The sequence below is a fragment of the Parasphingomonas caseinilytica genome (assembly GCF_036663755.1).
Classification (GTDB): Bacteria; Pseudomonadota; Alphaproteobacteria; order Sphingomonadales; family Sphingomonadaceae; genus Sphingomonas.
The window spans coordinates 926,238-947,638 of sequence record NZ_JAXOJL010000001.1; the positions used below are offsets into that span (position 1 = coordinate 926,238).

Annotated in this window: 26 protein-coding genes; 5 read left to right on the forward strand and 21 right to left on the reverse strand. The window is 65.0% G+C overall.

Features of this window, described 5'->3' with window-relative positions; translation table 11 throughout:
- Window positions 1–128: 128 nt before the first annotated feature.
- The 3 genes from U1738_RS04450 to pgsA are packed head-to-tail and all read right to left on the reverse strand — an operon-like array spanning window position 129 to window position 1,402.
- A complete protein-coding gene (locus tag U1738_RS04450) occupies window positions 129–572 on the reverse strand; it encodes a molybdenum cofactor biosynthesis protein MoaE (RefSeq protein WP_332787801.1) in 444 nt (147 codons plus the stop codon).
- A complete protein-coding gene (gene moaD / locus U1738_RS04455) occupies window positions 569–826 on the reverse strand; it encodes a molybdopterin converting factor subunit 1 (protein WP_332787802.1) in 258 nt (85 codons plus the stop codon). Before moaD ends, U1738_RS04450 begins: the two co-directional genes overlap by 4 nt.
- 9 nt (window positions 827–835) lie before the next feature.
- Complete coding sequence (gene pgsA, locus U1738_RS04460) at window positions 836–1,402, reverse strand: CDP-diacylglycerol--glycerol-3-phosphate 3-phosphatidyltransferase (RefSeq protein ID WP_332787803.1); 567 nt, start codon at window positions 1,400–1,402, stop codon at window positions 836–838.
- A gap of 137 nt (window positions 1,403–1,539) precedes the next feature.
- On the opposite strand from pgsA, the gene U1738_RS04465 reads away from it, so the two are divergent.
- Window positions 1,540–2,826 (forward strand): MFS transporter, encoded by a 1,287-nt coding sequence (locus U1738_RS04465; protein ID WP_332787804.1) that lies wholly within the window; start codon window positions 1,540–1,542, stop codon window positions 2,824–2,826.
- A 355-nt stretch (window positions 2,827–3,181) separates the two neighbouring features.
- On the opposite strand, the gene U1738_RS04470 is transcribed toward U1738_RS04465, so the two are convergent.
- Window positions 3,182–3,958, reverse strand: a complete 777-nt coding sequence (locus U1738_RS04470; RefSeq protein ID WP_332787805.1) for a helix-turn-helix domain-containing protein — start codon at window positions 3,956–3,958, stop codon at window positions 3,182–3,184.
- 88 nt (window positions 3,959–4,046) lie between these two features.
- A complete protein-coding gene (locus U1738_RS04475; protein WP_332787806.1) occupies window positions 4,047–4,211 on the reverse strand; it encodes a hypothetical protein in 165 nt (54 codons plus the stop codon).
- Window positions 4,212–4,377: 166 nt separating this feature from the next.
- Between U1738_RS04475 and U1738_RS04480 the strand changes: the two genes are divergently transcribed.
- Window positions 4,378–5,829 (forward strand): ATP-binding protein, encoded by a 1,452-nt coding sequence (locus tag U1738_RS04480; RefSeq protein WP_332787807.1) that lies wholly within the window; start codon window positions 4,378–4,380, stop codon window positions 5,827–5,829.
- Between the two features lie 115 nt (window positions 5,830–5,944).
- On the opposite strand, the gene U1738_RS04485 is transcribed toward U1738_RS04480, so the two are convergent.
- The 5 genes from U1738_RS04485 to U1738_RS04505 form a co-directional block, all read right to left on the reverse strand.
- Window positions 5,945–6,781 carry a TorF family putative porin gene (locus tag U1738_RS04485; protein WP_332787808.1) on the reverse strand — a complete coding sequence of 279 codons (837 nt, stop codon included), beginning with the start codon at window positions 6,779–6,781 and terminating at the stop codon, window positions 5,945–5,947.
- A 277-nt stretch (window positions 6,782–7,058) separates the two neighbouring features.
- Entirely contained in the window at window positions 7,059–8,588 is a 1,530-nt protein-coding gene (locus U1738_RS04490; protein ID WP_332787809.1) for a SulP family inorganic anion transporter, read from the reverse strand.
- The gene (locus tag U1738_RS04495) at window positions 8,585–9,280 is read right to left on the reverse strand and encodes a carbonic anhydrase (RefSeq protein WP_332787810.1); all 696 of its coding nucleotides are present in this window, start codon (window positions 9,278–9,280) and stop codon (window positions 8,585–8,587) included. The genes U1738_RS04490 and U1738_RS04495 overlap by 4 nt, the downstream gene beginning before the upstream one ends.
- Window positions 9,281–9,325: 45 nt before the next feature.
- The gene (locus U1738_RS04500; protein WP_332787811.1) at window positions 9,326–10,684 is read right to left on the reverse strand and encodes an ATP-binding protein; all 1,359 of its coding nucleotides are present in this window, start codon (window positions 10,682–10,684) and stop codon (window positions 9,326–9,328) included.
- An 8-nt stretch (window positions 10,685–10,692) separates the two neighbouring features.
- On the reverse strand, window positions 10,693–11,427 hold the full coding sequence (locus tag U1738_RS04505) for a response regulator transcription factor (protein ID WP_055777786.1): 735 nt from the start codon (window positions 11,425–11,427) through the stop codon (window positions 10,693–10,695).
- Between the two features lie 145 nt (window positions 11,428–11,572).
- On the opposite strand from U1738_RS04505, the gene U1738_RS04510 reads away from it, so the two are divergent.
- On the forward strand, window positions 11,573–11,815 hold the full coding sequence (locus tag U1738_RS04510) for a hypothetical protein (RefSeq protein ID WP_332787812.1): 243 nt from the start codon (window positions 11,573–11,575) through the stop codon (window positions 11,813–11,815).
- A gap of 145 nt (window positions 11,816–11,960) precedes the next feature.
- On the forward strand, window positions 11,961–12,440 hold the full coding sequence (locus U1738_RS04515) for a nuclear transport factor 2 family protein (protein ID WP_332787813.1): 480 nt from the start codon (window positions 11,961–11,963) through the stop codon (window positions 12,438–12,440).
- Window positions 12,441–12,553: 113 nt separating this feature from the next.
- Here the strand turns inward: U1738_RS04515 and U1738_RS04520 are convergent, their stop codons facing one another.
- The 11 genes from U1738_RS04520 to U1738_RS04570 all read right to left on the reverse strand — a co-directional run bounded on the left by U1738_RS04520 (window position 12,554) and on the right by U1738_RS04570 (window position 20,048).
- A complete protein-coding gene (locus tag U1738_RS04520; RefSeq protein WP_332787814.1) occupies window positions 12,554–12,907 on the reverse strand; it encodes a HesB/IscA family protein in 354 nt (117 codons plus the stop codon).
- Window positions 12,907–13,371, reverse strand: coding sequence for an SUF system Fe-S cluster assembly protein (locus U1738_RS04525; RefSeq protein ID WP_332787815.1), 465 nt, complete (start codon window positions 13,369–13,371; stop codon window positions 12,907–12,909). Before U1738_RS04525 ends, U1738_RS04520 begins: the two co-directional genes overlap by 1 nt.
- An 8-nt stretch (window positions 13,372–13,379) precedes the next feature.
- Entirely contained in the window at window positions 13,380–14,591 is a 1,212-nt protein-coding gene (locus tag U1738_RS04530) for a cysteine desulfurase (protein ID WP_332787816.1), read from the reverse strand.
- A gap of 136 nt (window positions 14,592–14,727) precedes the next feature.
- Window positions 14,728–15,480 carry a SufD family Fe-S cluster assembly protein gene (locus tag U1738_RS04535; protein ID WP_332787817.1) on the reverse strand — a complete coding sequence of 251 codons (753 nt, stop codon included), beginning with the start codon at window positions 15,478–15,480 and terminating at the stop codon, window positions 14,728–14,730.
- A complete protein-coding gene (locus U1738_RS04540; protein WP_332787818.1) occupies window positions 15,477–15,812 on the reverse strand; it encodes a hypothetical protein in 336 nt (111 codons plus the stop codon). Before U1738_RS04540 ends, U1738_RS04535 begins: the two co-directional genes overlap by 4 nt.
- Window positions 15,812–16,555: a Fe-S cluster assembly ATPase SufC gene (gene sufC, locus U1738_RS04545; protein WP_332787819.1), complete on the reverse strand. Its 744-nt coding sequence runs from the start codon at window positions 16,553–16,555 to the stop codon at window positions 15,812–15,814. The genes U1738_RS04540 and sufC overlap by 1 nt, the downstream gene beginning before the upstream one ends.
- Before the next feature lies 1 nt (window position 16,556).
- Window positions 16,557–16,751 carry a hypothetical protein gene (locus tag U1738_RS04550; protein WP_332787820.1) on the reverse strand — a complete coding sequence of 65 codons (195 nt, stop codon included), beginning with the start codon at window positions 16,749–16,751 and terminating at the stop codon, window positions 16,557–16,559.
- 114 nt (window positions 16,752–16,865) lie between these two features.
- Window positions 16,866–17,162 carry a hypothetical protein gene (locus U1738_RS04555; protein WP_332787821.1) on the reverse strand — a complete coding sequence of 99 codons (297 nt, stop codon included), beginning with the start codon at window positions 17,160–17,162 and terminating at the stop codon, window positions 16,866–16,868.
- Window positions 17,159–18,622, reverse strand: coding sequence for a Fe-S cluster assembly protein SufB (gene sufB, locus U1738_RS04560; protein ID WP_332787822.1), 1,464 nt, complete (start codon window positions 18,620–18,622; stop codon window positions 17,159–17,161). The genes U1738_RS04555 and sufB overlap by 4 nt, the downstream gene beginning before the upstream one ends.
- A 1-nt stretch (window position 18,623) precedes the next feature.
- Window positions 18,624–19,082 carry an SUF system Fe-S cluster assembly regulator gene (locus U1738_RS04565; protein WP_332787823.1) on the reverse strand — a complete coding sequence of 153 codons (459 nt, stop codon included), beginning with the start codon at window positions 19,080–19,082 and terminating at the stop codon, window positions 18,624–18,626.
- 90 nt (window positions 19,083–19,172) lie between these two features.
- The gene (locus U1738_RS04570) at window positions 19,173–20,048 is read right to left on the reverse strand and encodes an AraC family transcriptional regulator (protein WP_332787824.1); all 876 of its coding nucleotides are present in this window, start codon (window positions 20,046–20,048) and stop codon (window positions 19,173–19,175) included.
- A gap of 217 nt (window positions 20,049–20,265) precedes the next feature.
- Here U1738_RS04570 and U1738_RS04575 point away from each other — a divergent pair, with 217 nt between their 5' ends.
- Window positions 20,266–21,327 carry a quinone-dependent dihydroorotate dehydrogenase gene (locus tag U1738_RS04575; RefSeq protein WP_332787825.1) on the forward strand — a complete coding sequence of 354 codons (1,062 nt, stop codon included), beginning with the start codon at window positions 20,266–20,268 and terminating at the stop codon, window positions 21,325–21,327.
- Window positions 21,328–21,401 lie beyond the last annotated feature (74 nt).

The window sequence follows — 21,401 nt, forward strand, 5'->3', positions numbered from 1 at the left end:
GCTTATCTAAAAGCCCCTCCCCTTTAGGGGAGGGGTTTGGGGTGGGGCCGTGCCGCAGATACTGGCGCTGCTCTCTTCGAGACGGGACTGCCCCACCCCAACCCCTCCCCTAAAGGGGAGGGGCTTTTTTAGTTATTGTGCCAGCGCGCTGCCGCCGCATCGTCGCTGACGCGCGGTTCCACCCAACGGGGCTTACCTCCACGCGTTTCGCGCTTCCAGAACGGCGCATCGGTCTTCAGCCGGTCGATCAGAAACCCGCACGCCTCCAGCGCCGCCGAACGGTGCGGCGCAGACACCCCGACGAACACGATCCGATCACCCGGTCGCATCGCGCCTACGCGATGGACGATCGTCGCGGACAGGAGTGCCCAGCGCGCCTGCGCCTGTTCTGCCAACACCGATAACGCCGCCTCGGTCGCGCCGGGATAATGTTCCAGTTCCAGCGTCCCCACGCCGTCATCCGCGCGCACCAGCCCGGCGAACGTCGCGATCGCCCCCGCACCATCTGCCTCGACCGCCGCCAGTTCCGCCGCCAGATCGATGACATCGCCGCTGACCAGGATGCGGATCATCCGCCCGTCACCGGCGGAAAGATCGCCACCTCGCGCGCATTGCCCAGCGGCGCATCGATCGGCACGAACACCTGATCCACCGCCGCGCGTAACCGCCCGCGATCGGCAAATGCCTGCGCGTGCCCTGCGCTCGTCCCGCTCAGCCAGTCGATCAGCTCGGCCACCGTCGTAACGTCGACCGGCGGATCGACGCTCTCCTGCCCCACGCCCACGCCTTCGCGCACCCACGCGAAATACAGCATCTCGATCGCCATCTCAGGCGATCAATCCATATGCTTCACACCGACGCGGAGATAATCCCAGCCGGTGATGAGCGTGAGGATCGCTGCCCCCCACAAGGCGGCCAGCGAGATATCGTGCAGCACCGGATAGGCCGGCAGGCCGCCCGCCAGAATGAGCCCGCCCAGCGATACCAGTTGCAGCGTGGTCTTCCACTTGGCGAGTTTCGAAACCGGCACCGACACGGAGAGCTGCGCCAGGAATTCGCGCAAGCCCGACACCGCGATCTCGCGTAGCAGGATCACCAGGGCCGCAATCTGGTGGATGCCCGGTATCAGCGCCGGCTGACTGTCGCGCGTGCCGACCAGCAGCAGGATCACGGCGGCAACCATGATCTTGTCGGCGATCGGATCGAGGAACACGCCGAGCTTCGACACTGCCCCCTGCGCCCGCGCCAGATAGCCGTCGAAATAATCGGTGATGCCCATCAGGCAGTACAGGATGAATCCGGCGAGATACCCGTCCGCCCAGCCCGGCCACCACAACAACGCCGCCAGCAGCGGCACCGCGACGATTCGCGACAAGGTCAGCAGGTTGGGCAGCGTCCACATCCCCTCGCTCTAGCCCCCCGTTACCGCAGGGGAAAGCCCGCCTGCAGAGGCACCTATCGGATAACCTGTTGCCGCCCGCCCGGCCGCTCGGCTATGTCCGTGCCATCGTTTCGCCACATCCAAGGCATTTTTCGACCATGCTCAATGCGCTCGGCCTACTCAAAGAGCGCCGGTTTCTGCCTTTGTTCACCACCCAGTTCCTGGGCGCGTTCAACGACAATCTGTTCAAGCAGGCGATGGTGCTGTTCGCCACCTACAGCATCTTCAACGATGCCAAGGCCGAACAGGGTTTCAACGCGCTGGCGACCGGCCTGTCCACCTTGCCCTTCATCCTGTTTTCCGGGCTGGCCGGGCAATTGGCCGACACGCACGACAAGGCCAAGATCATCCGCATCGTGAAGACGGCGGAGATCTTCATCATGATGGTGGGCGCGGGCGGGCTGGTGCTGGCCAAGATGGGCTATACCAATACCGGTATCACGCTGATGCTCGCAACCGTGTTCCTGCTCGGCATGCATTCGACGTTCCTGGGGCCGATCAAATATGCGATCCTGCCGCAGCATCTGGACGCGCCGAACGTGCTCGGCGGGACGGGGCTGGTCGAGGCCGGCACCTATATCGCGATCCTGATGGGCACGATCCTGGCCGGCTATATCTCGCCCGAAATGGCTGGTGTGGGCGTGTTGATCGTCGCCGCGATCGGCTGGTTCAGCGGCCGCGAAGTGCCCCCCGCCCCGCGCGAGGGCGCCGAACTGGCGATCAACTGGAACCCGTTCACCTCGTCCTGGCGGCTGATCAACGCGACGATGCACATCCCGCGCCTGTTCCTGGCGATCTGCTCGATCAGCTTCTTCTGGACGATCGGCGCGGTGCTGATCATCATCTTCCCGCCGCTGGTCAAGAACCTGCTCACCACCACGCAGGAGGTCGCCAGCCTGTTCACCGCGACCCTGTCGGTCGGCATCGCGGTCGGATCGGTCGTCATCAACACGCTGTTGAAGGGCAAGATCTCGGCGAAATACGGCCCCGCCTCGGTGATCGCGATGGGCGTTTGCGTCGTCTTATTCTCGATCCTGGTCCGCACCTGGACGCCCGCGGTCGGCCATTTCTACGACTGGAAGGAATTCATCGCCCAGCCGCTCGCCATCCCGCTGATGCTCTCGCTGCTGGCGATCGCGGTCACCGGCGGCATGTTCGTCGTGCCGCTTTACGCGTTCCTGACGACGACCGTGACCAAGGACCAGACGGCGCGCACAGTGGCCGCGAACAACGTCGTCAATTGCGCGGCGATGACGATCGGTGCGGTGGCGGTGATCTTCATCTCGCATCTGGGCGTGACGCCGGAGAACATGCTGCTGCTGGTCGCCGGCATGTGCCTGATCGCGGCGTGGCTGGCGCAGAAGCTGCATCTGGCTTGCGATTGAGGGGCCGCGCGCCGACTGCTTCAACCGACAGCCGACGCGCTCGCCTGAACCTGGGACGGATCGACATTCAGATATCGGGCGGCTTTTGAAGCGGTTTCCCCCTAAACCGTAACCCCGGACCTATTCGGCGCTTGTCCCGGTCTGACCGGCACCGTCAGCTCTTCCCCGGCGAAGGCCGGGGCCCAGTCGGGAGACAGAAGCGATCGAGCGTTGCGCGATGTAACATCGACCTCCGCGACTGGGCCCCGGCCTCCGCCGGGGAAGCGTATGTGTTTGAGCAGGATAAACACCACCTGTTCCGGGTCCACCGTGCCGCAAGCTCAGCACGAACGATAATATTTGAAGTCGTCGCGCTCTAGCCGATCGTCACACCGACGACATGCCAGCCGCCATCCTCGCGATCGAGCGAGACCGTTTCTACCGCCTCGGCCTTGTTGGCGAAGCGGGTGCGGAACTTCACCACTTCGTAGCCGGCCGGCGGGGCGGGCAGGTTTTCCTGACTGATAAATGTGCGGGAAATCACCGCGCCCAGCGGCACGCGGACCTTTTCGGACACGCTCGCCCAGACTTGCGCCGTGTTCAGCTTGCGGAACGCCGTTCCGGTCGCCTTGTAACTCTCGTCCCAACGCCCCTGATCGACCAGCACCAGCCAGCGGCGCGCCGATTCCACCACCTCGGCATTCGGAGCGTCGGACGATGTGGCAGGCGTCGGCGGCGAGGTGGTGGCGACTTGCGGCAATGCGGTGAGGGCCAATAGGCCGAGAATGAGCGTCATGAGAAAAACTCCGATGATCAGAGGGTGGCGGTTCGCCCGCCACGCGCCGTCGATCGGCGCGGTTTCCTGATCGACCCGGGGCCGAACCGCGTCTTCCCCGATTCCCGTGTCCCCAAACAAATCGGGGTCCGGCGAACCTTCGACACCTTCCACTTCCAGCAGCAGGCGGGCCGCCTCCCGGCTGCTCGATACCGCCATCTTGCGCCGCACATCGCGCAGTCGTTCGTTGATCGTATGAACGGAAAGGTCGAGACTGCGCGCGATCGACTTTGCGTCATGACCGCGGACGATCATGCGGAGGGTCTGCTTTTCCTTCTCGGTAAGCGCCCGGATGCCGTCTGTCGCTGGCGTGTTCATATGCGCCAAGACCTAGGCCCAGGGTATTGCCGCTACTACCCCGAAAAATTCGTATCTTCGGACCGGAACGGAGCGAACCCGGCCGCGCCTAGAAGATCAGCGCGTAGATGCAGATGAAGAACGCGGTGAAGCTCAGCGCGAACAGCTTCAGGTCGTTGTCGTCCGGGTTCGCCACCTTCGCGCGGGTCGGTGCGATCAGGCGGGCGCGCAAGGGGTGGCGGGCGGCGCGGGCGAGGGCGGGCTGGTTTCTCATGACCACAAGTTAACGCCTTGTTTACGAATTCGGCCATCCGCTGTTTATGGTTAGCGCCGTCTAAATGCGGGACTCTCGGCTCCGCTCGTCGCAATCCACATCAATCGCGTGTCGTGCGCCCCTTATTCCTTGCCCCTGCCCGCCCGCATCGGCCACACGGTCTCGAATGACGGTGCGCGTGGATATGGGGATGGATTCGGGGGGTGCCTCCGTGTCCATGGACCTGGAGGAATTGCTGGCGACGCGCTTGCTCGTCCAGGGCAATTCCGGCTCGGGCAAATCGCACCTTCTGCGCCGCCTGCTCGAACGCAGCGCGGGCCATGTGCAGCAGATCATCATCGATCCGGAGGGCGATTTCGTCACGCTCGCCGGCCCCTACGGCCATGTCGTGGTCGAGGCGGTGAACTATTCCGCCAACGAGATCGTGCGCTTCGCGCAAAGGTGTCGCGAGGCGCGCGCCTCGGTGGTGCTCGATCTGGAGGGGCTGGATGCGGAAGGGCAGATGCGTTGCGCCGCCGCGTTCCTCGGCGCGCTGTTCGATGCGCCGCGCGAGCATTGGTATCCGGCATTGGTCGTGGTGGACGAGGCGCAGGTGTTCGCGCCTTCGGTCGCCGGCGATGTGGCGGAGGATGTGCGCAAGGCGTCGCTCGCCGCGATGACCAATTTGATGTGTCGCGGGCGCAAGCGCGGGCTGGCCGGCGTCATCGCCACGCAGCGGCTCGCCAAGCTGGCCAAGAACGTCGCGGCGGAGGCGTCGAACTTCCTGATGGGCCGCACCTTCCTCGACATCGACATGGCGCGTGCGGCCGATCTGCTCGGCATGGAACGCCGCCAGGCCGAGGCGATCCGCGATCTTGCGCGCGGAACCTTCCTCGCGCTTGGGCCGGCGGTATCGCGTCGCCCGGTCGCGATCCGCATCGGCGCGGTCGAGACGTCGGCGCGCAGCAGCAGCCCGGTGCTGGTGCCGCTGCCGCAACAGGGCGGCCGCGACATGCAGGAGATGCTGTTCGCCGAGGTCGAGCAACCGCAATTCATCATGCCCGCCGCCCCGCCCCGGCCGGTCGCCGCCGATCAGGTGATGCAGGATCTGGATCGCGAGGACCCCGCGCCGGTCCGCTCGCGCCCCGATCTGCCGGAGATCGAGCCCGGCCCGGTCATCACCGAAGTTTTGCGCGCGATCGTCGCCGATCCGGATTCGGCGACGCGCCCGGCGGCGGTGCTGTTCCAGGATTTCCAGGTGCGTTGCCGCATGGCCGGGGTGCCGCGCTCGCCGCTCGATCTGTCCGCCTTCTCGCGCCGGCTGGCGGCGGCGCGCGCGGGCATCTTCGACGGGCTGGACGAGGAATGGGCGCCGGTGATCGAGACCGCGCACGACCTGCCCGACGATATGCTGGGCGCGTTCCTGCTGATCGCCCGCGCCGCGCGTGACGGCGATCCCTGCCCGAGCGACGAGGATGTGGCGCGGATCTACGGCACCAGCTCGCTGGGCCGGGCGCGACGCGTGATGAGCTATATCGAGGGGCGCAACATGTTCGTCACCCGCGTGGACCTGTCGGGTAAGAGATCGATAACGATCCCGAGATTGGGCTGGACGACGCAGCCGGCGGATGCGGCCTGAAAAAGAGGAAACGCCAACCCCGTTCGTGCTGAGCCTGTCGAAGCACCGTCCTTCTTCCCACCGTGGATAAGAAGAACGGCCCTTCGACAGGCTCAGGGCGAACGGAAGGCCGGGCTTAGAACGCCGCCGAAACCGAGAACACCACCCTGCTGCCCGCGATCGGGCTGCCATCCTTGGTCGAGGAGAAATTGGGCAGCAGATACGCGGATTCGGCCTTGCTGATATCGGTATCGACATAGGCCACGCCCAGCGTCACCGGGCCGAACACGGCATCCACGCCGAGCAGCCAGTCCCAATACTTGCCCGTCGGCGCGACGCTGGTGCCGTTGGGGCCGAGGCCGGGATTACCGTCCGAATAGCCGAGATGGCCCTTCAGCGTGATCGGCGTATTGGGAATGCCCGCGCTGGCATCGCCCCACAGATAGAGGTTCTTTTCGGACTGGCCCCGGCTCTGCGGCGTGTTCGAGAAATTGCCCAGCGCCTCCTGCTTCGGCGCATAAGCGACGCCTGCCAGCAGGTTGAGCGGCCCGGCGGTGCCCGACAGCTTCACATAGGGTTCGGCGAAGTCGGTCGTGTCCGCGCCACCCGGATACATGTACCAGGTCAGGCCGACGTCGAGCGTGCCGCCGCCGCCGACCGGGAATTTGTAGCCGCCGAACAGATCGAGTTCGAGATTGGGGCCGCCGAACGTGCCCCAGCCGGCCAGGTTCGAGGCCCAGGTGCCGGCATAGAGGCCGCTCTTGTGCGTGACGGTGATCCCGCCCTGCACGGCCATGCCCTTGTCCGACTGGGAGACGCCGCGGAAGCGATAGTCGGATACCAAAGCGACGGAACCGCTGGCCTTGAGATCCGGCGGGGGATCGGTCTGGTCCTGAGCGGAGGCCGGGGTGGCGAGCAGCATGGCTGCAAAGGCGGCGGCCATCGGGCCGGCGGCGACGAGCGACAATTTCATGAAACCTCCGAAAACTAGAAAAGAGAGGTCCCAGCCTGCTGCCGGATCGTCATCGCCTCTTCCGCCGGGAAGGTGGGATCGGCGGAGGGCAATGATCGATCCGAACGGCTTCAAATTACGAAGATGGTGTTTCTGTCAGATCGACAATTTGTAACGAAACATTGCTCGTTCGCTCGTGCAGCATGAAATGCACGGCTGTTGCAAAACGGTAACGCCCGACATCAAAAGGGAGGCGGATCGCAAGACCCGCCTCCCCGATGATACCAGTGCCTGAAGGTCAGGCGACCAGCTTGGCCACCTTGCCCGTATCGCCGGCGATATCGACCACGGCACCGGTCGCACGGCGGCGTTGCAGCCATTCGTGCAGCATCGCCGCCGTCGTATGATCCGCACCCATCAGGCGCGACACGTCGAGGCGGATGCGCTTGCCCGCGGGTACCGCTTCCAGCCGATCCGACAGGCGCGGCAGCGTGACGAAGGTCGCAGTGCCGTCGAGCGCGATGTCGTGCGTGCCGTCGTTGTGCGTCTCGTTCACCTTCAGGCGCAGGCGCTTGATGTGCGGCAGCAATTCCAGCGCCGACAGGCCGATACCGACCAGCACGCCGGTGAGCAGATCGACCGAGACGACCAGCATCAACGTCACCGCCCAGATCATGGCCGGCAACAGGCCGTAATCGCGGAACAGATGCTTGACGTGATCAAGACTGACCAGGCGAACACCGGTCACGACCAGGATCGCACCCAGCGCCGCCATCGGGATTTCACGCAGCAGCCATGGCAGCAAAGCGACGAAGCCCAGGATCCAGATGCCGTGCAAGATCGCCGAAGCGCGGGTCATCGCGCCCGCCTGAACGTTGGCGGAGGAGCGTACGATCACGCCCGTCATCGGCAATGCACCCGCCGCGCCGCACAACAGGTTGCCCACGCCCTGCGCGCGCAATTCCTTGTTGTAGTCGGTGCGCACGCCGGAATGCATCCGGTCGACCGCCGCCGCCGACAGCAAGGTCTCGGCGCTGGCGATGAAGGCGATGGCAAGCGCCGCCGCGATGATCGTCGGATCGAGCCATTTGGCAAGGAAGCCGTCCTCGGGCAGCGCGATCGCGCCGATGATCGAATTCGGCACCTCGACCTTGGCAACGTCGAGACCGAGCAACACCGCCACCAGCGTTCCCGCCAGCACGCCCATCAGCGCACCGGGCACCAGCTTCAGTGCCAGCGGACGGAACTTCTCCCACGCCAGCATCACACCGATCGTGGTCAGGCCGATCGCGAAAGCGAACTCCGCCGCCTGAATGTCGGTCGACAGGCCGAGCAGACGGCCCGGCATCGCGGCAAGGTTCGACAGGCCGTTGGGCAACGGCTTGGCATCGAACAGCACATGGAACTGCCCGACCACGATGAGCACGCCGATACCCGCCAGCATGCCGTGCACGACAGCAGGCGAGATCGCGCGGAACCAGCCGCCGAGCTTGAAGATGCCGGCCGCGACCTGAATCGCGCCGGCCAGGATCAGGATCGGCCCGAGCGCGGACAGACCCTGATCGCGCACGAGTTCGTAGACGATGACCGCGAGGCCAGCGGCGGGGCCGCTGACCTGCAACGGCGAACCGGCGAGCGCACCGACGACGATACCGCCGATGATGCCGGTGATCAGCCCCCGCTCCGGCGGCATGCCGCTGGCGACCGCAATGCCCATGCAGAGCGGCATCGCGACAAGGAACACCACGATCGACGCGGTGAAGTCGCGCGGCAGCGCCTTCAGGCTTGGAACAGACACGCCGGGGCGCGCGAGGGCGATCGATTTCATGCGGCAGCTTCCATCGGGGTGTAATCGGCAGCGCGGCGTGCGCCGGCCTCGAGCGCGATCGGCAACGGGCTATCTTCGTTGATCGCCACGAAGCGTCCGGACACGCCGTCCAGTCCCAGGGTCACGCCATTCTGGATATCGAAGAACCAGCCATGCAGCGACAGCTTGCCCTGCCCGATCGCACCGGAAACCGAGGGATGCGTGCGCAAATTGGCGATCTGCGCGACGACGTTCTCCATGCTGGCCACCCGCACCGCTTCACCATCGTGCAGTTCGGGGTAGCAGGTATCGACCACTGCCCTAGCCGCTGCGCCGTGGCGGAGCCAGGCCGCGACATTCGGCATTTTCTCGACCATTTCGGGGTTCATCAGCGCCTTCATCGCGCCGCAATCCGAATGACCACAGACGATGATGTCGCTGACGCCCAGAACCATCACGGCATATTCGACCGTCGCGGAAACGCCGCCGGTCATGTTCGAATATGGCGGCACGATGTTGCCGGCGTTGCGGCACACGAACAGATCGCCCGGCTCGGCCTGCAACAGATGCTCGGGCACGACGCGCGAATCCGCGCAGGAAACGATCAGCGCCTTGGGGCTTTGGCCCTTGTCGGCGAGCCGGGCGTAGAGCGCGCTCTGGTTCGGGAAGATCTGCTCCTTGAAGCTGATCACACGTCCGATGAGTTCGTTCACGAAAAAACTCCTGTCTGATGGCGCACCGGCAGGCACACCTAGGAGTCAGGAAATAGTATGCGCCTTTTGCTGCGAAGCAGCATGTTCGTAATGAATCATTTCCGCCTCCGTCGGCAGCACGATTTCCGCGCGGAGCCCATGTGGATCGCGGTTCGACAGCAGCAATCGCCCGCCCAGCCCCTCCAGCGTGCGCACGACGATGGCGAGCCCCAGCCCGAAGCCGACCGTGTCGCGCCCGCGTGCATCGTCGAGCCGCACGAACGGCTCCAGCACCCTGGCCAGGTCCGCCTCGGGAATGCCCGGTCCGTCATCTTCGACCGTGATCGCAATACCCACCTCGTCCTGCGACACGCGCACCCACACCCGCTCGCCATAGCGCACGGCGTTGCCGGTCAAATTGTTGATCGCGCGTTTCAGCGATACCGGCTTCACCGTCAGTTCGAGGTGATCCGGCCCGTCATACTCCGCCTCGTGCCCGGCATCGCACAGGCTGTCGACGATCGTCGCCGCCATCACCGCCACGTCGATCCGCACCGGCTGTTCCGGATCCTCGTCACCGCCCAGGAACGCGAGCAAAGAGGCGACCATCGCCTCCATCTCCGCGACATCGCCCTCCACCGCCTGGCGGACGGACGCGTCGGCGATCCCATCGGCGCGCAGCTTTATCCGGGCGAGCGGCGTGCGCAAATCATGCCCTACCGCCGCCAGCGCCTGAGTCTGATCCGAGATCAGGCGGCGGATGCGCTGCTGCATGCGGTTGAACGCCGCCGTCACGCGCCGCACGTCGCTCGGCCCCGCCTCGGGCACCTCCGCGACATCGGCCGCGCCGAAATCGTCCGCCGCCGCCGCCAGCCGCCTGAGCGGAAACAGCATCCGCCGCACCAGCAGGATCGCGACGATCATCAGCGCCACCGCCGGAATCAGCGTGAGCAATATCCGCTCGAACGCCAGATTCACCGTGACCAGCGGCTCGATCGTGCGGAAATACAGCCACGTCCCGTCCGGCAGCTTCAGCCCGCCGGTAACGTACGGATTGCGCCCCGGCGATACCAGTTGCACGCGCAGATCGGACGCAGCGAGCGTCGGCTCCCATGCCACGATCTGTTCGCGCATACCGTCCAGCGACGGCGAGATCGGCGGCGGCGGCGGCAGCGCCTCCTGCCAGCGCAATGCATAGCGATCGGTGGTCAGTTCCGCCGCCTCCTCGGCGCGCTTGTCGGGCTTTTCGTCGGCGATCAGCTTGCGGCTGATAACGAGATGTTCAGCCAGGCGGTGCGCCTCGTCCTCGCGCACGGCAAAGCGGCTTGCGCGTTCGTACAGGAGCGTGCTGACGCCAAATTCCAGCAATAATGTAAGCAGCAGGATGGCGACGATACGACCGGCTATGCCGACCGAAGGCCGCACGAAACGCCTCAACTGCGCGCGACCGACACGTTCAACATATAGCCAACGCCGCGCACCGTGACGATCGGCGCGGGTTTGCCGTCATGGCTCAGCTTGCGCCGCAACCGGCTGACCAGCACGTCCACGCTGCGATCCGAACTGTCGCCCAGCCGCGTGCGCGACAATTCGATCAGCCGTTCGCGCGCGATCACGCGACCGGCATGATCGAGGAGGCTGATCAGCAGATCGAACTCGGCCCCCGTAAGCTCGACCTGGGCACCGGACGGCGACAGCAATTCGCGCCGCGCCAGGATCGCCTGCCAGCCGTCGAACGTCAGGATGCCCTGTTCCGGCCGCCCATGCCGCCGGTCGAGCGCGCCGCGCCGTAGCACCGCACGCACCCGCGCGACCAGTTCCGACGTGCCGAACGGCTTGGCGAGATAATCGTCCGCGCCGAGTTCCAGCCCGACCACCCGGTCCGTCTCGCTGCCCTTCGCGCTGATGAAGATGATCGGCACGTCGCTCTTCTGGCGCAGCGCGCGGCACAGATCGATGCCGTTGGTGCCCGGCAGCATGATGTCGAGCAGTACCAGATCGGTCGGCCCCGCCTCCAGCGCCTGCCACATCTCGGGCGCGGAGCAGGCCGGGCGCACGATATAGCCGTTCTGCTGCAAGGCCCGCGTGGTCAACGTGCGCAGCGCAGGATCATCCTCGACGAGGACGATCGAGGACGGGCTTTCGGGCGTGTCGAGATGTGGGGTCATTACGAGGGGAATTAGGGCGCGCGCCGCCTCAGGTCAACGCAGCCAAGGTATAGCGCCTCATGGCAACACTTTGTCACACGCGCGCCGAGTGCGGGACATTCGGGCCTTCTATCTACTGATCACAACTGTCCCGGAGATTTTCCCCATGCGTATTTTCACGGCCACCGCCCTTACTCTCGCCCTTCTCGCCCCGACCGCCGCATTCGCCGGCGGCAAGCCCTCGCACGCCGAGCTGCGTTCGGCCGGTTGCACCGTCCATCACGTCCGCGTCCCCGCCGGCAAGATCGTCCACCAGACCCCGACGGTGCGTTGCCCGGCCGGCGTCATGGAATCGCTGACCAAGAAGAAGGCGATCGAGAACAATCAGGGTGCCGCTGCGGTCAACTGATCCCTTCTTTTCCTTTCCCTCAAGCCTAACGGCCCCCTTCCCATGCGGGAGGGGGCCTTTTTTGTGTCCGGCTTTTGGGCGGGGCGCTGGTCCCCTGCCGATCCGCCGGCTATCGTCCCGCCTTCAACCGCTGGATTCTCCCCTCATGCCGATCACCGTGCTCGCCGCCTTGCTGCTCGCCCAGACCACGCCGGTTCCGGATCTGCCCAAGGGCACCGGCCTGCCGCCCCCCGGCACCGAGGAAGCTTCGGTGATGGCCCCGGTCAACGGCCTGTTCGCCGGCCTCGCCGCGCGCGACAGGGCGGCGATCGCGCGGTTCCTGCGCGACGGCGGCGGCGCGATGACCGTCACGGAAGGCCCCGATGGCGCGCGCAGCATCCGCCATCTCGATTGGGCGCAGTTCACCGCCGGCATCAAACCCGGCGCCGAGAAATTCGAGGAGCGGCTGACGGACCCGGCGATCGAAATCGACGGCGATATCGCGATGGTGTGGGGCCGCTACGTCTTCCTGATCGACGGCAAGCCGCACCATTGCGGCTACGATCATTTCGATCTGGTGCGCGAAAACGGTACGTGGAAGGTGCAGAACATCACCTGGTCGTCGCGCACTACCGGGTGTGTGTGAGGGGTGCACCGTCTACATTGCTCGTCACCCCAGCGCAGGCCGGGGTCTCAACAAGGCGCGAGAAACGCCAGCCCCGCAAAGATCCCAGCCTGCGCTGGAATGACGGATTTGGCTTAGACGGTGAAGCTTTCCCCGCACCCGCACGCGCCCTTGGCGTTCGGATTCGCGAACACGAACCCGGCGGCGAAATCGTCCTCCACCCAGTCCATCGTGCTGCCGATCAGGTACAGGATCGATCCGCCATCGACGAACAAAGTGCCGCCCGGCGTGTCGATCCGCTCGTCGAACGCTTTCGCCTCGGTGACGTAATCGACCGAGTAAGCGAGCCCCGAACACCCGCGCCGCGGCGTCGACAGCTTCACGCCGATCGCGTCCTCGGGGGCCTTGCCCATCAAATCCGCGATCCGCGCCTCGGCAGACGGCGTGAGGTTCAGCGCGGCGGGGCGTGGTCTTGCGATCGTAGCCATCACAACATTCCCAGTTCGAGCTTCGCTTCGTCGCTCATCTTCTGCGGATCCCATGGCGGATCCCAGACGAGATTGACCTCGGACGATCCCACCCCCGGCACCGCGCCGACGCGCAGTTCGACCTCCATCGGCATCGATTCCGCGACCGGGCAGTTCGGCGTCGTCAGCGTCATCGTCACGACGGCATGGCCCTCGCCGGTCACGTCCACACCGTAGATCAGGCCGAGATCGTAGATGTTCACCGGAATTTCCGGATCGTAGATTTCCTTCAGCGCCTCGACCACCGCCTCGTACAGCGCACCGCCCGGCTCGCCCGGCGCATCGCCCGCCGGCTTCTGCGCAAGGAACCCCTCAAGATAATCGCGCTTGCGCTCGAAGGTCTCCGGCACGCTTTCGACGCGCGCCTTGGGCGGCGCCGTGACCGAATCCACTTCTTCCACCATGATCCTGCGTTCTTCGTTCATGCCGAACCCTACCCAAAAATTCGCGTTACGCGTTCGATCCCGCGTACCAGCGCATCGACGTCGGCGGCGGAATTATACACGCCGAAGCTCGCCCGTGCCGTCGCATCCACGCCCAGCGCCTCCATCAGCGGCTGTGCGCAATGATGCCCGGCGCGGATCGCGACCTTCGCTTCGTCCAAGATGGTGCCGATGTCGTGCGGATGCACCCCCTGGATGCTGAACGACACGATTCCCGCGCTGTCCTCCGGCCCGAACAAAGTCACCGAATTGATCTGCGACAGCGCCTCGCGCGTCTTCGCCACCAAAGCCGTCTCGTGCGCATGGATCGCGTCCAGCCCGATTCCCTCGACATAATCGATCGCCGCATGCAGCCCGAGCACGCCGACGATATGCGGCGTTCCCGCCTCGAACCGACCCGGCGGCGGCGCATAGGTGGTCTTGGCGAAACTCACGCGATCGATCATCGCCCCGCCACCCTGATAGGGCGGCATCGCGTCGAGCAATTCCGCCCGCCCCCACAGCACGCCGATCCCGGTCGGCCCGTACAATTTGTGCCCGGAAAACACGTAGAAATCGCAATCCAGCGCCGCGACATCCACGCGAAGGCGCGGAACCGCCTGGCACCCGTCGAGCAGGATCTTCGCCCCGACCGAATGCGCGATATCCGCCGCCCGGCGCGCATCGAGCACCGATCCGAGCACGTTCGATACATGGCCCAATGCCACCAGCTTGTGCGCCGGCGTGATCATCGCCGCCATCGCGTCGAGATCGATCCGGTGATCGGCGGTCAGCGGCACGACATCGATCGCCGCGCCGACCCGCTCGGCGACCATCTGCCACGGCACGATGTTCGAATGATGCTCCAGCGTGGACAGCAGGATACGGTCGCCCGCCTGCAACTGCGTTCCCGCCCAGCATTGCGCGACCAGATTGATCCCCTCGGTCGCCCCGCGCACGAACACGATTTCGTCGGGCGATGCGGCCCCGATGAACCCGGCCACCCGCTTGCGCGCCGCCTCATAGGCCAATGTCATGTCGGCCGAGCGCTGATACACGCCGCGATGCACCGTCGCGTAGGTGGTGTCATACCCGCGCGTGATCGCGTCGATCACCGCCTGCGGTTTCTGCGCCGTGGCGGCGGTATCGAGATACGCCCAGCCCTCGGGAATCGACGGGAAATCCGCTACGAGGTCGAGTGGGCGCGTCGAGGTCAAAATCATAGCCCCTCCCCTTCAGGGGAGGGGTTGGGGTGGGGCCGTGCGGCAGGGATGTCCGTGATTGCTGAGGTGGTCGTTCTGGACTTCCCCACCCCAACCCCTCCCCTGAAGGGGAGGGGCTTTAGAGCGTGAAAGCCTCTCACAACATCCGCTCCAACGCCGCCAGCGCCGCAGCCTCGACCCGCGCCCGCTCGCCATCGTCCGCGATTTCCGTGAACGCACTCGCCACGAAGGCCTGCAACAACAGCACCTTCGCCTCAGCCGGCGCAATTCCCCGCGATGCGAGGTAGAACAAGGCCATTGCGTCCAGCTCGCCAACGGTGGCGCCATGCGCGCACTTCACGTCGTCAGCGAAGATTTCCAGCTCCGGCTTGGCATTCGCCGTTGCTGTCCGCGTCAGCAGCATCGCTTTCACGCTCTGCGACGCATCGGTCTTCTGCGCATGCCGCGCCACCGCGACCTTGCCGAGATACGATCCCGTCGCGCGCCCGCCCAGCACCGATCGCACCACCTGGTTCGACGTCGCATTCGGTTCAATATGGTTGAGCGTCGTCACGATCTCCAGCGTCTGATCGCCCCCGCCGAGCATTGCCCCGCCCAGTTCGAAATGCGCGCCCTCATGGCACGTCACATCGATCGCGATCCGCCCGAGCCGCCCGCCGATATTGAGCACATGGAATGTCGCCGTCGCGCCCGCGTGCAGCACGACCCGGAAATCCCGGATTTCAACTGCATCGAGCGCCGCGTCCTGCACGATGACGCGCGAAACGCTCTCGCCCGCCGCGACCTCTATCACCTCGGCCGTCGGCACCGGCCACACCGACGCGACCGCCTCAAGATCGGAATAGCGCCACGCCTCGTCACGGCGCGTGGGTAGAGCGAGTGCGGTCATTGCGAAACCTTCCGCGCCGCCCGCCAGGCGGCGACCACGGCATCCAAGCGCCCCTGCGACCGCGTTTCGACGCAATTGGTTAGCGCTTTGCGTGTGGTTGGAGCGTCGGCCATGCAATCCTGCGCCACGCTGCACGGAATGGCATCGAGTTCGGCATAGCCGCTCGGCTTCGACACGCGACACCGTTCGAGCACTACGAAACCGCCACGCTTAGGCAATTTCATATTCACTTCGATATATCGCATCTTCTGCGCTACGACGACGATCTCATCCTCAGTCGTCGGCATGGGAAGGGGCGCCGTCTGGGCGGCGGCGATCAGAGCGAGCGTCATCACGCCGCCACCCCCGCATAACCCGCGCTCTCCAGCTCCAGCGCCAGTTCCGGCCCACCGGACCGGATGATCCGCCCGCCCGACAGTACATGCACGAAGTCCGGCTTCACATAATCCAGCAACCGCTGGTAATGCGTGATCAGGATCACCGCCTTGTCCGGCTTGCGCATGATCCGGTTGATCCCGTCGCCGACCACGCGCAGCGCATCGATGTCCAGCCCGCTATCGGTCTCGTCGAGGATCGCCAGCTTGGGGTCGATGATGCCCATCTGCACCATCTCGTTGCGCTTCTTCTCGCCGCCCGAAAAGCCGACATTCACCGGCCGCTTGAGCATCTCCTGATCCATCGACAGCGCATCCGCCTGCGCGCGCGCCAGCTTCAGAAACTCGCCGCCCGACAGCGGCTTCTCGTCGCGGCACTTGCGCTGGGAATTGAGCGCCTCCCGCAGGAATTGCACGTTCGAAACGCCTGGAATCTCGACCGGATACTGGAACCCGAGGAACAGCCCAGCAGCAGCGCGCTCGTGCGGTTCGAGATCAAGCAGGTCCACCCCGTCGAACGCCACCGAACCCGCGGTCACCTCGTAACCGGGCCGCCCGCCGAGCACATACCCGAGGGTGGACTTCCCGGCCCCGTTTGGCCCCATGATCGCATGCACCTCGCCAGCCTTCACGCTGAGCGACAGGCCCTTGAGGATTTCCTTGCCGTCGATTTCGGCGTGAAGATTTTCGATTTGAAGCATGCTAGTTTCCGACAATTCGTTCGTGTGATTTTTCGAGAATTTTTGCGCGATTGATTTCGATGCCGTTTACGACGAGAAAATCCGGCCGGGTCGCTGTCGAATATTCACCCGCATCGGAGCTGCCGAAAACGGGCTCGACCGCCGGTTCGCAAGCAATGGCACCGTCAGCGCAATGATCGCCGTGTCCCTCGCTCATAACCACATGCTCCCGCCGTCACCCTGAACTCGTTTCAGGGTCCATCCTTCCACAAGGACGGACGGAGATTGCGGCGCGATGGATGCTGAAACGAGTTCAGCATGACGGCCTCGTTCAATGAAGCGCATCGGATTTTTCCTTCGCACAGTCACGATACGGATAGCGACGGTCGAACGCCTTCAGCCTCTCTTCCAACTCCGAATACCGAGCGGCAAGGTGGAGGGGCGGATACCCACCAACATCTCCGCCCAGTCGTCGGTCATCTTCACGCAGCTTTGCCATCTCAGCGGCCAGCGGGCGATAGGCCATGTCGCGATCGCGCATAGCCGCCTCACACGCGCCAATCGTCGCATCCTCGCCAGCCTGAACCAGGCTGATCGACAGCATCAAGGGCAAAGCGCCCGCGATCACCCCACGCTCCCCTCGAGCGAGATCCCCAGCAACTTCTGCGCCTCGACCGCGAATTCCATCGGCAGTTGCTGCAACACTTCGCGCGCGAAGCCATTCACGATCAGCGCCACCGCGCTCTCCGAATCCAGCCCGCGCTGCATCGCGTAGAACATCTGGTCGTCGCTGATCTTCGACGTCGTCGCCTCATGCTCGATCTGCGCGCTCGGGTTGCGCACCTCGATATAGGGCACGGTATGCGCCCCGCACTGGTCGCCGAGCAGCAGCGAATCGCATTGCGTGAAGTTGCGCACGCCCTCCGCACCCGGCGCCACGCGCACCAGCCCGCGATAAGTATTGTCGCTGCGCCCGGCCGAGATGCCCTTCGACACGATCGTCGATCGCGATCCCTTGCCGTTGTGGATCATCTTGGTACCGGTATCGGCCTGTTGGCGATTGTTCGTCACCGCCACCGAATAGAATTCGCCGATCGAATTTTCGCCGTTCAGGATGCAGGACGGGTATTTCCACGTGATCGCGCTGCCCGTCTCGACCTGCGTCCAGCTGACCTTGCTGTTTTTGCCCTGGCACAATGCGCGCTTGGTGACGAAATTGTAGATCCCGCCCTTGCCGTTCTCGTCCCCGGGGTACCAGTTCTGCACGGTCGAATATTTGATCTCGGCATCGTCCAGCGCGATCAGTTCGACCACGGCAGCGTGCAACTGGTTCTCGTCCCGCATCGGCGCGGTGCAGCCCTCGAGGTACGATACGTACGCACCCTTGTCCGCGACGATCAGCGTGCGTTCGAACTGCCCGGTATTCTCGGCATTGATGCGGAAATAGGTGCTCAGTTCCATCGGGCAGCGCACGCCCTCCGGGATGTACACGAAGGTGCCGTCGCTGAAGACCGCGCAGTTCAGCGCCGCGAAGTAATTGTCATGCGCCGGCACCACCTTGCCCAGCCATTTGCGCACCAGATCGGGATATTCCTTGATCGCCTCGCTGATCGACCGGAAGATGACCCCTGCGGCCTCCAGTTCCTTGCGGAACGTGGTCGCCACGGACACGCTGTCGAACACAGCATCGACGGCCACGCGCCGCGCGCCCTCGACCCCGGCGAGCATCTTCTGCTCCTCGATCGGGATGCCGAGTTTCTCGTAGACGCGCAGGATCTCGGGATCGACCTCGTCCAGCGAGCCCAGCTTGGGCTTCGCCTTCGGCTCGGCGTAATAATAGGCGTCCTGATAATCGATCGGATCGAGCTGCAGCTTCGCCCAGTCCGGTGCCTCCAGCGTCAGCCACAGCTTGTACGCCTTCAGTCGCCAGTCGAGCATCCATTCCGGCTCGCCCTTCTTGGCCGAGATGAAGCGCACCGTGTCTTCGCTCAACCCCTTGGGCGCGAATTCCTGTTCGATGTCCGAATGGAAGCCCCATTCGTACGTCTTGTTCGCGGCGGCATGCGCCTCTGCGTTCTTCGTCGCCATCTTAGTTCATCACCTCAGCGCCATGCGCTACAAGAATTCCGTTCGGGCCGAGCGGAGGACGGGAGAGCGTTGCCAGCGACACGCCGGCCAGCGCACCGCGTACCGCGCCGTTCACCACGGCCCAATGCGGCTTCACCCGGCAATCGCCTTCCAGACCGCAATCGTGCCGCCCGGTCTCGACGCAGGCGGTGAGCGCGATCGGCCCCTCCACCGCCTCGACGATATCGGCCAGGGAGATCGCCGCCGCCGGCCGCGACAGGCGGAAGCCGCCGCCGGTGCCGCGCGAACTCTCGATCAGCCCCGCCGCCGACAAGCGACTCACCAGCTTCTGCACCGTCGGCAGCGGCACGCCGGTTTCCTCAGCGAGCAACGTCGCGTTCAGCCGCGCCGCGCCGCCACAATGGCGCGCGGCGGCGCTCATCATCACGACGGCATAATCGGCAAGGCTCGAAAGACGCATTGTTGCGAGTGACTCTCAAATCGGATTGAATCGTTCCGATTGCGCATGTGGGGGCGCGGGAGGGCCGGGTCAACCGCCTTTGCGTAAGGTTTACGTGTCGCTGATCAGGGGGCTCACCCGCCCGCCCAGCGCACTACGCTGCGATATCGTCAACAACTGCAACACCGTCGGCTGGGCCCGGATCTGCCGCGGCGTCAGCCCGGTGAACTGCTTCACCTCACGAATCAGATGCGACTGATCGTAGAATCCCAGCGCGATCACATCGTCTATATCGCCATCTTCCATCGTCAGCGCCGATGCCGCCCGCAGCGCGCGATATTTCCGCGCGAGCAATTTGGGCGGCGCGCCATAGGCCGCATTGCAGCGCCGCTCGACCTGACGGCGCGACAGGCCGGTCGCAGCGATCAGGTCGGCGATCTCCGGCGACGACGATGCGGCCAGCCAATCGTCGATCCGCCTTAGGAACGTGCAGGTATCGGGATCGCCACCGGCCAGCAATTCCCGAACCAGCGGCTCGCCGATCGCGATGCACCCCGCCAGATCCGTCGTCTTCGCCAGCGCCGCCGCCGCCACACGCAAGCGCGCCGCGCCGAACACGGTGCTGGCATCGATCACCCGGTTCAGCACCGAAGACGCCTCGCTGCCGATCATCGCCGACCAGCCCGCCGCGGTCAGCCCCATCCCGAACACGCGCACCGGCCCGATCGCACTCGATTTGATCGGCCCGCTGGTCGGCCCGATGACATGCACGTCTCCCGGCTTCTGAACCGTACCGTCATGAAACCGATACGTCGCCCCGCCCGGTGACAGGTGAAAGCGGAACTGGGCGTTGTCGGCGCGCTCGACGTCCTCGAACGCCGGCACGTCTGCGCGGAAGTGATAGAAGAGCGTTATGTAGTCGGCCAAATCCGCCGCCGGCACCGCATAGTCTAGCTGAATGTCCGACAAGATACGCGCCCCCGCCATTCTTATCGGCCCGGCGTAACCGCTCGACGGCGAAAAGAAAAGTGGCCCGGACGGCGAACCGGCCGGGCCAAAGGAAAAGAACCCCCTGTTGCGAAAGGATTCCTTGGGTCGCACAGCCTCTTAAGCAAAGTTCTTCTCGGCTGTATTGTACGAAATCGTCATCGTGACCTTATCGGCCACAATTAAGCCGTCTTTGACCCGGTCGCCGGGCGGTGCCATGGCCGCGCGCATGCTGTTCCCGCTACTTCGCCCGATCCTGTTCGCGCTCGACGCCGAACGTGCCCATAATTTGACGATCGACATGCTGGCGGCCTGGGGCGGCGGCACCGCACCGTTTGTGTTTGCGCGCGGGCCGGGCGATGTCTGTCTGCGTACCCAGGTGGCCGGCCTCGATTTCGCCAATCCGGTTGGGCTCGCCGCCGGGGTCGACAAGGACGGCCGCGCGATCGACGGTTTCTTCGCATTGGGGTTCGGCAGCGTCGAGATCGGCACGCTGACCCCCCTGCCCCAGGCGGGCAACGACAAGCCCCGCATCTTCCGGCTCGTGCCGGATCGTGCGATCATCAACCGGCTGGGCTTCAACAATGGGGGCATCGACGCTGCTTTACCGCGCGCTCAGGCGGCGAAACGCGCCGGCATGCTCGGCATCAATGTCGGCGCCAACAAGGACGCCACCGACCGGATCGAGGATTATCGCATCGGTGTGGAGAAAGCAGCGCAGATCGCCGATTACGTCACGATCAACATCTCCTCGCCCAACACGCCGGGCCTGCGCGATCTGCAACATGGCGCGGCGCTGGCCGAACTGCTTGCCGCCGCCGACACCGCCCGGCATGCGACCTTGCGCCGGCCCCTGTTCCTCAAAGTCGCGCCCGATCTCAACACGCAGGAGATCGACGGTATCGCCCGTGCCGCGATCGACCATAAGGTCGATGCCCTGATCGTCAGCAACACCACCTTGTCCCGCCCACCGCTGAAATCCGGCAACGCAAAGGAAACCGGCGGCCTTTCCGGTGCGCCGCTCGCCGCATTGGCGCGCACTCGCCTGGCCGATTTCCGCAAGGCCACTGGCGGTGCGATGCCGCTGATCTCGGTCGGCGGCATCGACAGCGCCGAGGAAGCCTATGCCCGCATCCGCGCCGGCGCCAGTCTGCTGCAGCTATATTCGGCGCTGGTGTTCGCCGGGCCGGGGTTACCGGCGCGAATCACCGCCGGTCTGGCGGATTTGCTGAAACGCGACGGCTTCGAGACCGTGGCGGATGCGGTGGGCCACCCATAATCTCCCGTCATCCCCGCGAATGCGGGGATCCCGCTGCCTTGCCCCGCAGCCAGAAGAAGAAGCGGGATCCTCGC

Excerpts from the sequence above, each read along its gene's own strand:
- U1738_RS04450 (WP_332787801.1), bottom strand. The coding sequence starts at position 572 with ATGATCCGCATCCTGGTCAGCGGCGATGTCATCGATCTGGCGGCGGAA.
- moaD (WP_332787802.1), bottom strand. The coding sequence starts at position 826 with ATGGCGATCGAGATGCTGTATTTCGCGTGGGTGCGCGAAGGCGTGGGC.
- pgsA (WP_332787803.1), bottom strand. The coding sequence starts at position 1,402 with ATGTGGACGCTGCCCAACCTGCTGACCTTGTCGCGAATCGTCGCGGTG.
- U1738_RS04465 (WP_332787804.1), top strand. The coding sequence starts at position 1,540 with ATGCTCAATGCGCTCGGCCTACTCAAAGAGCGCCGGTTTCTGCCTTTG.
- U1738_RS04470 (WP_332787805.1), bottom strand. The coding sequence starts at position 3,958 with ATGAACACGCCAGCGACAGACGGCATCCGGGCGCTTACCGAGAAGGAA.
- U1738_RS04475 (WP_332787806.1), bottom strand. The coding sequence starts at position 4,211 with ATGAGAAACCAGCCCGCCCTCGCCCGCGCCGCCCGCCACCCCTTGCGC.
- U1738_RS04480 (WP_332787807.1), top strand. The coding sequence starts at position 4,378 with ATGACGGTGCGCGTGGATATGGGGATGGATTCGGGGGGTGCCTCCGTG.
- U1738_RS04485 (WP_332787808.1), bottom strand. The coding sequence starts at position 6,781 with ATGAAATTGTCGCTCGTCGCCGCCGGCCCGATGGCCGCCGCCTTTGCA.
- U1738_RS04490 (WP_332787809.1), bottom strand. The coding sequence starts at position 8,588 with ATGAAATCGATCGCCCTCGCGCGCCCCGGCGTGTCTGTTCCAAGCCTG.
- U1738_RS04505 (WP_055777786.1), bottom strand. The coding sequence starts at position 11,427 with ATGACCCCACATCTCGACACGCCCGAAAGCCCGTCCTCGATCGTCCTC.
- U1738_RS04510 (WP_332787812.1), top strand. The coding sequence starts at position 11,573 with ATGCGTATTTTCACGGCCACCGCCCTTACTCTCGCCCTTCTCGCCCCG.
- U1738_RS04515 (WP_332787813.1), top strand. The coding sequence starts at position 11,961 with ATGCCGATCACCGTGCTCGCCGCCTTGCTGCTCGCCCAGACCACGCCG.
- U1738_RS04520 (WP_332787814.1), bottom strand. The coding sequence starts at position 12,907 with ATGGCTACGATCGCAAGACCACGCCCCGCCGCGCTGAACCTCACGCCG.
- U1738_RS04525 (WP_332787815.1), bottom strand. The coding sequence starts at position 13,371 with ATGAACGAAGAACGCAGGATCATGGTGGAAGAAGTGGATTCGGTCACG.
- U1738_RS04530 (WP_332787816.1), bottom strand. The coding sequence starts at position 14,591 with ATGATTTTGACCTCGACGCGCCCACTCGACCTCGTAGCGGATTTCCCG.
- U1738_RS04535 (WP_332787817.1), bottom strand. The coding sequence starts at position 15,480 with ATGACCGCACTCGCTCTACCCACGCGCCGTGACGAGGCGTGGCGCTAT.
- U1738_RS04540 (WP_332787818.1), bottom strand. The coding sequence starts at position 15,812 with ATGACGCTCGCTCTGATCGCCGCCGCCCAGACGGCGCCCCTTCCCATG.
- sufC (WP_332787819.1), bottom strand. The coding sequence starts at position 16,555 with ATGCTTCAAATCGAAAATCTTCACGCCGAAATCGACGGCAAGGAAATC.
- U1738_RS04550 (WP_332787820.1), bottom strand. The coding sequence starts at position 16,751 with ATGAGCGAGGGACACGGCGATCATTGCGCTGACGGTGCCATTGCTTGC.
- sufB (WP_332787822.1), bottom strand. The coding sequence starts at position 18,622 with ATGGCGACGAAGAACGCAGAGGCGCATGCCGCCGCGAACAAGACGTAC.
- U1738_RS04565 (WP_332787823.1), bottom strand. The coding sequence starts at position 19,082 with ATGCGTCTTTCGAGCCTTGCCGATTATGCCGTCGTGATGATGAGCGCC.
- U1738_RS04570 (WP_332787824.1), bottom strand. The coding sequence starts at position 20,048 with ATGGCGGGGGCGCGTATCTTGTCGGACATTCAGCTAGACTATGCGGTG.
- U1738_RS04575 (WP_332787825.1), top strand. The coding sequence starts at position 20,266 with ATGGCCGCGCGCATGCTGTTCCCGCTACTTCGCCCGATCCTGTTCGCG.